The sequence below is a fragment of the Bacillus sp. FSL K6-0069 genome (assembly GCF_038007785.1).
GTDB classification, from domain to species: Bacteria; Bacillota; Bacilli; order Bacillales; family Bacillaceae_G; genus Bacillus_A; species Bacillus_A mobilis.
On sequence record NZ_JBBOXN010000001.1, the window covers coordinates 3,598,261 to 3,611,810 of the forward strand.

9 protein-coding genes are annotated in these 13,550 nt (G+C 34.8%); 2 read left to right on the forward strand and 7 right to left on the reverse strand.

The annotated features are described in order from the left end of the window. Positions 1-4 precede the first annotated feature (4 nt). Positions 5-2,788: a dynamin family protein gene (locus MHB74_RS18395; protein ID WP_061678173.1), complete on the reverse strand. Its 2,784-nt coding sequence runs from the start codon at positions 2,786-2,788 to the stop codon at positions 5-7. A gap of 483 nt (positions 2,789-3,271) precedes the next feature. Between MHB74_RS18395 and MHB74_RS18400 the strand changes: the two genes are divergently transcribed. Together MHB74_RS18400 and MHB74_RS18405 are read left to right on the forward strand one after the other, a co-directional pair. After that, positions 3,272-3,457: a hypothetical protein gene (locus tag MHB74_RS18400; protein WP_000461128.1), complete on the forward strand. Its 186-nt coding sequence runs from the start codon at positions 3,272-3,274 to the stop codon at positions 3,455-3,457. A gap of 313 nt (positions 3,458-3,770) precedes the next feature. Next, positions 3,771-4,397, forward strand: a complete 627-nt coding sequence (locus tag MHB74_RS18405; RefSeq protein ID WP_061678174.1) for a chloramphenicol phosphotransferase CPT family protein — start codon at positions 3,771-3,773, stop codon at positions 4,395-4,397. 487 nt (positions 4,398-4,884) lie between these two features. On the opposite strand, the gene MHB74_RS18410 is transcribed toward MHB74_RS18405, so the two are convergent. The 6 genes from MHB74_RS18410 to miaB form a co-directional block, all read right to left on the reverse strand. Further along, on the reverse strand, positions 4,885-5,871 hold the full coding sequence (locus MHB74_RS18410) for a choloylglycine hydrolase family protein (RefSeq protein WP_061678175.1): 987 nt from the start codon (positions 5,869-5,871) through the stop codon (positions 4,885-4,887). 230 nt (positions 5,872-6,101) lie between these two features. After that, a complete protein-coding gene (gene mutL / locus MHB74_RS18415; protein WP_061678176.1) occupies positions 6,102-8,045 on the reverse strand; it encodes a DNA mismatch repair endonuclease MutL in 1,944 nt (647 codons plus the stop codon). A gap of 8 nt (positions 8,046-8,053) precedes the next feature. Then, on the reverse strand, positions 8,054-10,726 hold the full coding sequence (gene mutS, locus MHB74_RS18420; RefSeq protein WP_061678177.1) for a DNA mismatch repair protein MutS: 2,673 nt from the start codon (positions 10,724-10,726) through the stop codon (positions 8,054-8,056). A 181-nt stretch (positions 10,727-10,907) separates the two neighbouring features. Continuing rightward, positions 10,908-11,450 (reverse strand): outer spore coat protein CotE, encoded by a 543-nt coding sequence (cotE, locus tag MHB74_RS18425; protein WP_001288800.1) that lies wholly within the window; start codon positions 11,448-11,450, stop codon positions 10,908-10,910. Positions 11,451-11,575: 125 nt separating this feature from the next. After that, a complete protein-coding gene (locus MHB74_RS18430; RefSeq protein ID WP_000870464.1) occupies positions 11,576-12,007 on the reverse strand; it encodes a RicAFT regulatory complex protein RicA family protein in 432 nt (143 codons plus the stop codon). Positions 12,008-12,010: 3 nt separating this feature from the next. Further along, positions 12,011-13,540, reverse strand: coding sequence for a tRNA (N6-isopentenyl adenosine(37)-C2)-methylthiotransferase MiaB (gene miaB, locus MHB74_RS18435; protein WP_061678178.1), 1,530 nt, complete (start codon positions 13,538-13,540; stop codon positions 12,011-12,013). Positions 13,541-13,550: the final 10 nt, after the last annotated feature.

Consider the following 13,550-nt stretch of genomic DNA (forward strand, 5'->3'; position numbering starts at 1 on the left):
ACTTTTATTCTACGCTTGTTTCCAAAGTTACATCTGTATAAGTATGATTGTCACCTATATTTAAAATTACTTCACATTGACGTAATCTCAATTCAAAGAGCTTGATAGAATCATGATAGACTTCAGGATTTGATTTCATTTTATGTAACATCTCTTGTTTTTCTTGTATTTCCAAATGAGTGTTTTCTACAGCTTGTTTCAAGGAGTTAAATGGATTCCTAAAGAATATATGAATATCCCTCTCTTGCGTGTTCTCAAATAGCTCAAATTGCAAGAAAAACTTCCTCATAATAGAAGCTGTTACCTCGGTATAATCCTCATTTTCAACATACTGTTTATATTTGTTATATAGCATAGTTTTGTTTTTAGGAAGAACCCCAAATAATTTACCGGCACTTTTCAGTAAAAATTGTGCTGGCGTAAATCGACGTAAAATATTTACTTCATCCATTTGTATTCTAGTCGTCATTCTGTCAGTATCTCTGCGCCAGTCATCAAGCACTTTAAAATCACATGCTAACTGTATTCGATTTTCTCCAAATAAAGAATTAAGTCCTTCACTAAGTTCTTCTAGGTACGATTGACTTTGAAGGAGCTCATTATTAGAAGTTGCAATCCAATTTTGCATAGAAAGAGCAAGATTAGGTAATACCGTTTGTTCTAGGTATTTATGCACTCTTTCATTCATTGCTTTATTTAGTTCCGTATCCATATGCCCGAAATTACTTTCTTCACTAATTAAATCCGAACACCCTTGTAATATCTTCGGAATATTTTCAGTAAGATCATTCGTAATTTCAGTTTTCATTGTACGATATGATTGTGTAATAAAATGAATTTTTTCCTTCTCAAAAGCAGTAAGATTATTAGTACTACCATTTAGTTTCACTAGTATATCTTCATTCCAATTAATCGCATCCACTAAATTATTTTCTTTCTCAACGCGTTTATCTAAAAGATATGTAATTGTTTTTCGGATGAAAAACAATAGCTTTTCAGTACGTTCTACATCAATATCTTTATGATTACAGTTAAAATGAATAAACTCCGTTAACTCATTTAATTGTTGACTACTTGTATATAGCGAAGAATAAGGGAAAATTCTCGCATGCGGGAAATATGTGTTTATTCTAGCTTGCGTATCATATAATACTCTTTTCACTTCTGCTTCACTGTATATGTTATCGATTTTATTTAATAAGAAATGAATTTGTAAATTTGGTGTATGTTCTTGAATGCTTAATAGAATGTCACGTTCTTTGTCAGTAAAAGGTGAATCCGCATTCAATACGAATAGTAATTCGTCTACGGAATTTAAATATTCAAATATCTCATCCCTAGTGTCGTTATTTCTATTAAATCCAGGTGTAACTACAAATGTAAGTTTATTTTCACTTAAAAATCTGCATGGTAATTTAAATTCCACACATGCTCTATCTCTATATGTTTGATGGTGTTGAGACATCATATTATGGTAATCAGAGACATCTTCCGTTGTTGTAATTGCAGAGTCTGTTATGGCGTTAATTTCTGTATGAGCATCATTTTTTAAAACTACTACATTTGAAATTGATTTTTCTACTATATTTTCTCCTAATATAGAGTTAATAAATGTAGTTTTTCCGTTCCCTGAAGTTCCTGTTACTAAAATGCGGTTTGTGCTTAAATCTGCGAGTTCGCCAACTAACCATCTAAATCGGTGACCCATTTCTATATTATGCTCTTGTGCCCACTCTGTAATAGATTCAAAAAGATGCAAACTATACTCTAAGCCATTCACATGATTAATAGAATATAACAACAGGTTTTCCGCATGTTTTATATTTGCTGAATCTATTTTAGAAGGGAAAATCTCATCCCATGCCAATACAGCTGCTGATGGAAATACAGCATAAGATGGATTGACTACCTTTAACCAATTTGTTAACAAGTTTGGAATGATGTCGTGCAATTGTGTAAGCATATATTGACCTTGAATTAATTCAAAGTACGTTTCTTCGTAAAGAGAAGAAATTTTGTTCCATATATCGGACGAATGTATTTCAATATGTAAGAAAAATTCATTTATTGTATTAAGCCATAATAAGTAATTTTGTTCATTTTTATAACTATTCCAAAGTGATGAAACCATTTGCGTAAATTGTACTTGATCTACATTATTTAACGTAACTAATACTTCATAGAAATAATCTGGTGAAATATGTTTAGTGAATCCTTTATCAATATATCCTTTTAAAACCTCAAACCACGGATAAGATTCTGTTCGAATTAACTCATTCACAGCAAGCTCTACTGCACTATCAAAATCTTGCTGCTCCTCATAAAAAGAACGGGCAATTTTTGTGACATTCGGGTAATCGGGATTTAAAGAAACCGCTTCTTTAATAACAGAGAAAGCGGAATCAAAATTATTTTGCTCTATGTAAAGAGAAAGTAATTGTAATCCAATTTCGGTCATCAATATTTTATTATCAGTAGTAATAGAAGTATACACATTTTCAGCAACTGATAATTGATTCAGTTCGAAATAAGCATCCGCAATATTTTTTTGTGCCCACGGCGCTAATTCATTACTAACTTTTTCCCATTTAAAAATAGCAGCTTCAAAATCTTGATGACGATAATAAAACTCACCTTGTGCAAAACGAATATAAGATCCATCAGAAATCTCATTTCTTTCTTCGTTTACATAAACTTCCCCAAGTACGTCAAGAGGTGGTTTTGTTTCATTCTCCATTAGGAATGTTTCATAATACATCTTTTTTATTAATTGTTTTTCTACTCTCATCTTTTCCCCCACTATATCTTGAAAATACATTTTTAAGATATGTCAATACTTTTTGTATGTATGCTTTTTATCTTAACAAAGAATATCTTTTGGAAAATTTCATTTTCCTTTCATTTTTCAAGTAAGATTGAATTTTTATGAGAAAAGTTTCAGTTTTTTTTCAATTTCCTTTCAGTTTTGAAACAGCATTAAATGTTCCTAATAACCTAATAACACTATAATCTCTCGCATTATATTATCAGGAAAAACCTATATAAACCATATTATAAAAACAATTTATAACGAATATATATGCAAAACTCCTTTCACTAATAAATGAAAAAAATTATTATCATACATTTCTCACATTGTTTTTCTTTGAAATATTTCAGTAAGTACAGAATTAAATTCCATTAACCTATATAAATAACTAGTCCAAAAAAAACCTATATGCATATCATGTTATAGTAAAGAATTCAGGAAATCCTAAAAGGAGGCATTTTCATGTTTGAAGATAAATCTAAAATAAACTACCCATATGAATTTACTGAAACTACAACAATCCCGCTAAAAAATCCCATCAATAAAAACTTCAAAAACGGCTCTGGCACACATACTTTCCCAATTAAAAAACACTATAAAGAACAGGTGTTATATACAGAAAAAATTAATAATAATAAAAACAAATAACCTTATAGGCCCTTATAACAATTAATCAAATAAGAATCTATATTAGACCTTGTATAGTTATAGGTAATAAATAAATCTTTCTTATACAACTCATGTACTTTTAAAAAGTGCTGATATACAGCGCTTTTTTATACATAGTGTACAGAGATAATAAAGTTGTTTTAAACGACTTTATTATCTTATTCAACAATTGGATCAGATTGTGAAATAAGAAAGGACTCTTGAGGATCATTCTTGAAATTGTAAGTTATTCCTTTAAAGGGAAAATCGGAGTTAAGATTACACGGTAGAATCATGAAAGGGGTATTCCTGTATGTTACCAATGGATAAACCTGGACAAATTGTTATTATGAACGGTACTCCTAGATCTGGGAAATCCAGCATCGCCACTATAATCCAGAGCACGTTTAAAGGTGTGTGGATGAACTTAGGAGTAGATGCGTTCATGCAAATGACCCCAGAACGCTATCAGCCAGGTATTGGGTTACGTCCTGGTGGCGAGCGACCCGATATTGAACCCTTGGTTATACTTATGTATAAAGCCATGTATGAGTCTATCGCTGCACACAGTCGTTTAGGGATAAACGTCGTAGTTGATGTTGGTCATCATGACAATTATTCCGTCTCACGGAGAATTCTGCCCGAATGTGCACGGATACTAAAGGAACTGCCCGTTATGTTTGTGGGAGTACATTGTCCAATTGAAATTATTATGCAACGACGGATAGAAACATGGAAAGTTAGTTACTCAGAAGATGGTTCAATCCCATTACCAGTAAAACTATGGCAAGAGTACGTCCATGAGCCCGGTATTTATGACTTAGAAATCGATACTTCAGTACTAAAACCTGAAGAGTGTGCTAATTTAATTCGCTTGAGGCTTGAAAATGGGCCACCCCCGACAGCATTTCAATTAATTGAACACATGGGAACTGGCTAATGCTTTGTTATGGCATGGATTACAGCATAAACCCCGGTTTTTCTATGAATCAGGTAATTATTTCACTCTGATATTGTAGATTAATCTTTCATTAAAGGCGCTATTGTTGAATAAACCTTAGATTTTCAAACGACTTTATTGTTATATTTTTGAGTACAATGAAATATCTTATATCGAAAATTAAACAACTATATTTTAACCCCGTCCTAGATTTAGAACGGGGTTATGCTTGTTTTAGGCTTTAAAATTTAATAGCTTTATTGTCTTTTTACACATAGATAATAGAAGAACAAAAGAGGTATGGATATTTTCCACACCTTTTTTGTTCTTTACTATTTATAAATGGAGTACGTCCATGTTTATTTCACCTAATGGTACTTTAATGGGCCTTCTAGAGGTCATTGGATTGAATTTATATCCCTTCCAATCCCTATTATTGCTCTATTATATATATTTGAAAATTTACTAAACGTTGTTTCAAAGCTACTTAGTTTTCATAAAATATTTTTTGTTTTCGCTGGAATGGATAGGATTTAATCTCATCTGTATCTAAATTTTCATGAAATAAATGAATAGCTATAATTTGTCTACAATCGTAAGTATGATAATAATATGTTCCAGACTCCATACACATTACGCTTGTATAAATGGTATTATCTAATGCACCTTCTTCTGTTATTACTCCGCCTTTAGGAACCTCGCAATTTGATAAGATATGAAATAGGGCCGATACTCCCTCTTCTTCACTATCTATACCTTGAATGTTTTGTTTACCATATGCTGCTCGCACAAACCTTGATGGCGGGGTGAAATCACCTGGAAGTCCCATTGAGCCTGAGCCCTGACCAAAAGCACTTAATGGTAAGTTACTCCACTCAGTTGGCGCGAATGGCTGCGATTTAAGGCCAATATATTGTCTTAAATTTTGCAAATGCCAATTAAACTCCGGACTATTCGTCATCACTCCCAGTGGGTTATCATACATTTTTAACCCTTCATTTGTCGGCTCCAGTACAATACAATCTCCCCATTTATCCGCTAAAATCCAATGGAGCGGTGGCGTAAGTCCTAAATCCGGTAATGGTATATCCAAAAAGGTAAGGCTATCTACAGATTTCTTTAACTCTTTGACAGAATTGAATTGCGTGAGACTCCAAGTTACAAAATCAAATGGAGCTAAATTCGTATTGTTGTCATCTATGCTTTGACTATAAGTAGCGAATCCTGGAAAATAGAGTGTTGCACATGTCATACCTGCTTCATTTACTCCGTCCGCCATAATGATCCTTCCTTGATGATTAATTCCCATTCCAACCGTAGCATGTTTCGTATTAATGATTTCACCAGTTATATTATTCCACTGGTAATGTCGAGGAATAATTATTACTTCTTGATTCATATCTAATGTGAAGTCCATCGTTCTTGCAAAAAGGTGCTGACCGTTTTTTGTTTGTAATGTCAAACTAGTACACATAAAGAACACCCCATTTTATGGTTTTATCTACACTTTACATAATTCTGATAAAACTGTAAATTAAAAACCTCTTTCTTCACAAAAAAATGAGAAAACACATATAATTTATAAATGGGTTAAGTTTATAAATAAATTTTAAAAAAGGAGCGACTTGTTACTATCGCTCCTTTTTTTCTCTCTATATTTTATTAAAATAACCATGATTCATTTTTTCTCTATGGACAGTATCCCTACATAACCCTCTTAAACATTTTCTCCAGCTCATAAGTAGAATGATGCACAAGAATTGGTCTTCCGTGCGGGCATGTGTATGGGTTTGTTGTTGTACGTAGTTCTTCCAGTAAAGCAAATATTTGATCGTTCGTTAAATATTGATTTGCTTTAATGGACGCTTTACAGCTCATCATGATGGCTGCTTCTTCACGTAATTTTTTAATATCAACTTTTTTTAGTTTGACGACTTGTTCCATCATTTCGTCGATAATTTCTGTTTCTTGTCCTTTTGGGAACCACGTTGGATGTGAGCGGACGATAAAGGATTGATGTCCGAATTGTTCTAAGAACAGTCCAACTTTTTTCAGTTCTTCTAGTTGCTCTTCGACACGTAAAAATTCGGTAAGAGATAAATCGATACGGTACGGTACAAGTAGCTCTTGTACTTCTTGTGCTACTCTTCCTACTTTATCGCGGAAGTATTCATAATTAATACGTTCCTGCGCGGCATGCTGGTCAATCATATATAAGCCTTTATCATTTTGGGCGAAAATATATGTTCCATGCATTTGTCCAATTGGATAAAGCGGTGGTAAGTCATTACCGTTCATTTCAATCTCTTCTATTTCCTGAACTTCTTCTTCCAATTCCTCTAATTCAAAGTCTTCATCGTTACTGTTCCACGGTTTCTCTTCTCGAAGCGGTTCTTCTATTATCGGTTTAGTAGATGGCTGCCAACTCTGTTCTTCTCTTACGAGCGATTGTGGTGGCTGCCATTCTTGCTTCGGTGGTTGCCACAGTTGTGCTGGCTGTTTCACTGCCAGTGGTTCTTCTCGTTTTTCATCCATGCCCGTCGGTAAAATGATGTCCGGCATAGATGGCTCTTTCGGCTTCGCATGCTCAAACTTGAACTGTTCTTGCACACTTTCATCTTTTTCTTTTTTCTTCGTTGTTACACCTGCATCTGGGATGAGCTGTATTTTTTTAAATGCTGCTTGCAATGTTTCTTCGATAAGCTTTAGCAATTCTTGTTCTTTACTAAAACGAACTTCTAATTTCGCAGGATGTACGTTAACGTCAACAAGCATTGGATCCATTTCAATCGATAAGAAGCCAATTGGGTATCGTCCGACTGGCAATAATGTATGGTATCCTTGCTGAACGGCTTTCATTAATACGAAATTTCGAACATAGCGACCATTTACGATCGTTGACATATAATTTCGAGATGCTCTCGTTACTTCTGGTAATGTTACATAACCTTTAATTGTGAAATCTAAAGATTCAGCTTCAATTGGAATAAGCTTCTTCGCAACTTGAATGCTGTAAATTGATGCAAGTACTTGTCTTACATCACCATTCCCTGATGTATGAAGCAATTTCTTTTCGTTATGAAACAGCTTTAACGATACTTCTGGATGTGACATTGCGATACGATACACGATATCTGTAATATTCCCAAGCTCTGTATGAATGGTTTTCATATATTTAAGACGCGCTGGTGTATTAAAGAATAAGTTTTGTACTGTAATATCTGTTCCTTTTCGGCTCGCTGTTTTCTCCTGCTTTATAATGTCTCCACCTTTAATCATAAGGTGCGTACCAGGCGCATCACCTGTGCTAGTGATTAATTCTAATTCACTAACTGAGGCAATACTCGGCAATGCCTCACCACGGAAACCGAGTGTTCTAATACGAAACAGATCGTTCTCATCTTTAATTTTGCTCGTTGCATGTCGTTCAAAAGCGACAATACAATCTTCTTCTGCAATGCCATCCCCATTATCAATGATGCGAATTTTTGATAAACCAGCTTCTTCTAAGTGGATTTCAATAGATGTACTATTCGCATCGATAGAATTTTCCACAAGTTCTTTTACGACTGAGGCAGGGCGCTCTACTACTTCCCCTGCCGCAATTAAGTTAGAGAGTTGGTCATCGAGTTTGCGAATTTTCCCCATCTACTTACTCATCCTTTCTTTAACTTTTTCTGCAAGCGATACAGTTCGTTCATCGCCTCTAAAGGTGTCATATCAAGTAAATCAATTTTTTTGATTTGCGTAAGTACTGCCGTTTCTTTTGCATCTAAAACTGGCTTGTCTTGTTTTTTCGAAGACTGTTCTCCACCAAAGAATGATAGTTGCGATTCTTCCTCAGTCTCTACTTTCGTCTCTTGTATTTCTGCTGGTTCTTCTTTTACAACAACTGGTTCTGGAGCAACTTCTTGTACTTTCACTTCTGTACGCTTTGGAATAATAATTTCTTCTTGTCCTTCTAGTTGTGCTAACACTTCTTTCGCACGAGCGATTAAGCTATCTGGGAGCTCCGCAAGTTGCGCAACGTGAATTCCGTAACTTTTATCAGCTGCTCCATCTTGAATTTTATGAAGGAATACTACTTTTCCGTTCTCTTCAATAGCTGAAACGTGTACATTCTTCAATTGACCTAAACTTTCTTCTAGCACCGTCAATTCATGATAATGCGTAGAGAATAACGTTTTCGCCCCAATTTGGTCATGAATATGTTCAATGATTGCTTGTGCAAGTGCCATACCATCATACGTAGATGTACCCCGTCCAATTTCATCGAATAAAATTAAACTTCTTTCTGATGCATTTGCAATTGCATTTTTTGCTTCTAACATTTCAACCATAAATGTACTTTGACCTGAAATTAAATCATCCGCTGCACCAATTCTCGTAAAGATTTGATCGAATACAGGTAATACCGCTTCTGTTGCTGGTACGAAACAACCAATCTGTGACATAACAGTTACAAGTGCTAATTGTCTCATATACGTACTTTTACCAGACATGTTCGGTCCTGTAATTAAAAAGACATCCATCTTCTCCGGCATAATACAATCATTCGGTACATACAATTTCCCGTTCAATACTTTTTCAACGACAGGATGACGACCATCTTTAATAAAGATTTCGCGCTTAGTTGTTAAAACAGGTTTTACAAACTGTTCTTCTTCACTAACTGTCGCAAAACTTTGCAGTACGTCTAGTTCACTAATTACTTTCGCTAAATGCTGTAATTTCGGAATGAATACTTTTACTTCTTCGCGAAGCGCTGTAAATAAATCGTATTCTAATTGTACAATTTTTTCTTCTGCTTCTAAGATTAACGTTTCTTTTTCTTTCAGCTCATCTGTTATGAAACGTTCAGCATTAGCAAGTGTTTGTTTACGCTCATAGCGGCCTTCTGGAAGTGCTGCAAGGTTCGCTTTCGTTACTTCAATGTAATAGCCGAAAATTCGGTTGTACCCAATTTTTAATGATTTAACTCCTGTAATATCACGCTCTCGTTTTTCAAGCTCAGCGATCCACGTTTTTCCGTTTTTACTAACGTAACGATATTGATCAAGCTTGTCATTATAACCGTCTTTAATAATATCTCCATCTTTAATAGAAAGCGGTGGGTTTTCTTGAATACTTCTTCCTAGTAATTCAGTTAGGCTCTCACATGGATCCGCACCTTGAATTAACCTTGCTGCATACGCATTATCTAACAAACTAATCGCTTCTAAAATAGCTGGTACTTGAAGTAAAGATCGTCTTAACTGTAATAAGTCCCGTGCATTCACATTACCAAATGCAACTTTCCCTGCTAAACGTTCTAAATCATATACTTCTTTTAATTTTTCTTTTAAATCTTCACGTAAGAAGTAATCATTTACAAATGTTTCAACCATTTCTAAACGCTCTTCCACTTTTTCTTTCTGAATAAGTGGACGTTCCATCCACTGTTTTAACATACGACCACCCATAGCTGTTTTCGTTTTATCTAATAGCCATAATAATGATCCTGTTTTTTCTTTCGTTCGAAGTGTTTCTGTCAGCTCTAAATTTCGCTTTGAATGCACATCAATTTTCATAAACTGGTTCGTATAATAAATTTCCACTGGTTGCAAATGGTCTAACGAACGTTTTTGCGTTCTTATCACATAGTTAAATAAGCGTCCAACTGCTTTAATTAACTTTGCTTGCGAAACGTTTTTCACAAGATGTTCTAATCCCTCTGGAATCGATGTTGCATCTTCATACGAAATCGTCATTTTTAATGTTGCAGTTAACTTATTTAATTCATCTTTTGAAAATGTAGAATCTACAACAATTTCTTTTGAACCAGTTGCATACACTTCTAATAAAATATCTTCTACTGAACCTGTTAACAACGTTACTGTATTTTGTCCAGTCGTTAAATCATTACAAGCTAAAGCATACGATCCATCTTCAAAATGTGTTAATGCTGCTAAGAAGTTATTTTCTTTCTCATCAATCGTACGCCCTTCCATCATCGTTCCTGGCGTAATGAGTTGTACGACTTCACGTCGCACTACACCTTTAGCTGTTTTTGGATCTTCCACTTGCTCACAAACAGCTACTTTATATCCTTTTTCAACAAGTTGTTCAATATAATTTTTAGCTGCATGATGCGGTACACCACACATCGGTATACGATCACTACTACCACCATCTCGGCTCGTTAATGTAATTTCAAGTTCATGAGCTGCTTTAACCGCATCTTCAAAGAACATTTCATAAAAATCACCTAATCGGAAAAATAAAAAGGCATCTTGATAGTCTGCCTTAACCTTTAAATATTGCTGTATCATAGGGGTATATTGCGTCATACTTATCCTCCGTAATTCTTACATAGTAATCAATTTTCATATATGTCACACTTCACGGACATCCATATCTCCTATTTCAGGAGTCTTTCTTCATTATAGCACATTTCATAAAGAATCATGTTCATTCACGTATTACTTATGTAAAGTAAAAAGCTAGGAAGAACTTCTCCCTAGCTTTCTATTACTCTTCTTCTGCATCAACGATAAAGTTCGGATCTAATTCTTCAAACTCATCATCATCGATTTGGAAATCTTCGTCTGATTCTACACACCCTTCAGGATTTACACTTACACAAATTTTCGTTTCTCCAACTACTTCTGTTACAAATTCACGTTCTACAGTCACAACAATTTTATTACCATTTGGTGATACAAGAGCTTCTAAACAATTTGGTGGCTGAATGACACGAGCAATAATTTCTAAATCATCACCAGAAAAGTTTTTATCACGATACCCAATACTCACTTCATCAGTGTAGTTCACACGTTCTGTTACAACTTCTGTCTTTGTATTACCATCAAACGAATACCAAGTGTTCACATCATAGAAACCTTCAATTTCCACATGCTTTCCATTCTTTCTTGCTTCGTACGAGTGGTTAATTACCCAGCACCCTAAAATACTTGTTGGCTCATTATTCGATTCACATGTATGCGTTGACTTTGTATACTTACGTCCTTTTCCAACCACTGCTTTTGTAATAATCTCTCTAAATTCGGACATTCGTAACCCTCCTCAATCACTATTCACTTAATCATATGCGTGACAATAGCGGAATGTGTCATTCTTTTTTCGAGAAGAACTTACGTTTAACCCACTAAAAAAAGAGATGTCAATTCGACATCTCTTTAACAACCACAATTTCCTTTTTTACTTTCTACCTCTGCGCCCGTTTCGCCCTTCAATACATCGCCATTCGTTGAAATTAATATTTCATCTGTTACGTTGTTAGAAATCGTACTGGCAACTAGCTGTAGTAAGTCATTTACATATGTTTGTGAAGATTTAAATTCTTGTACAACTGGGATACTATCCAACTTATCTTGCAATGCATCAATTTCAGCTTCTACTTTTTTCAAAGCTTCCCATTTCCCGTAATGCTGCAAGTTTACTGCTTGCTTTTGCAGTGCTTTAATTTCATCAATTGCGCGCTTTACATTTTCATTTTTATGAATTTGCGCCTCTGCTTTCTTAAAGAAATCAACTTCTTCTGTTTCAGAAATCATTTTTGCTAATTCTTTCGCTTGCTCAACAATGTCATCTTTCGTATATACTTTCATCTATTATTCCACCTCGATCGGCTCTTCAACTAATTCTCCGTTAAGAGACCAAGTTTTCGCATCCGTTACTTTTACTTTCACAAGCTGACCAATTAAAGATTTTGGTGCAACGAAGTTTACAAGTTTATTCGTACGAGTATAACCTGCAAGTACTTCCGCGTTATTTTTACTTTCCCCATCAACTAACACTTCTACAATTTGACCTTTATAACGATCATTCTTTTCAACTGCCAATTTATTTACTAATGTATTTAAGCGTTGAAGACGTTCTTTCTTTACTTCCATCGGTACATTATCTTTCATTTTTGCAGCTGGTGTACCTTCGCGCGGAGAATAAATAAAGGTAAAGGCAGTATCAAATCCTACTTCACGATATAACGACATCGTTTCTTCAAATTGCTCATCTGTTTCATTTGGGAAACCGACGATAATATCAGTCGTTAATACCGCGTTTGGAATTACTTCTTTAATTTTTCTTACAAGCTCTAAATAATGCTCACGTGAATATTTACGCGCCATAATTTTTAGCATATCTGTGCTTCCAGATTGAACTGGTAAATGAATATGTTCTACTAAGTTTCCACCTTTTCCAAGCACTTCAATTAGGTGATCATCGAAATCACGTGGATGACTCGTTGTAAAACGAATACGGGCAATATCAACTTTACGGAGTTCGTCCATTAAATCGCCAAGTCCATATTCAAAATCTTCAAAGTCTTTACCATATGCATTTACGTTCTGGCCAAGTAATGTAATTTCTTTATAACCATTCGCAGCTAAATGACGAATTTCTTGGATAATGTCTTCTGGACGTCTGCTTCGCTCTTTTCCACGTGTATACGGCACAATACAATATGTACAGAACTTATCACAGCCATACATAATATTTACCCAAGCTTTAATATCACCACGGCGTACTTTCGGAAGGTTTTCAATTACATCCCCTTCTTTTGACCAAACTTCAACTACCGTCTCCTTCGAGAACATTGCATCCTTTAGAATGTACGGTAATCTATGAATATTATGCGTTCCAAACACCATATCTACATGCTGATTTTTTTGCATAATTTTATTTACAACAGATTCTTCTTGCGACATACAACCACATACACCAATTAAAAGGTCCGGATTTCTTCTTTTTAATGACTTTAAATGACCTAGTTCACCGAACACTTTATTTTCAGCATTTTCACGAATGGCACAAGTATTTAATAACACTACATCTGCATCTTCAGTTGAAAAGGTTGGTTCATATCCAAGTGCAGTGAAAATACCCGCCATTACTTCTGTATCATGCTCATTCATTTGACAACCATATGTACGAATATAGAACTTTCTTCCTGTACCAAAATTACGAAACTCTTCAGGTAAGCCAAAATCCCGTTCAATTTTAACTTCTTCTTTCCCTCGTTTTTTCGCGTCTTTTAAGGAAGGTGGTTGGTATACACTTTCAAAGTATTTACTATAATCTTTCTCTTCTTTTTTCGTAGAGGAATTTGCTTGTTGACTTGCTAATCGTTGTTGCTCGTTCATCGGTAATCTC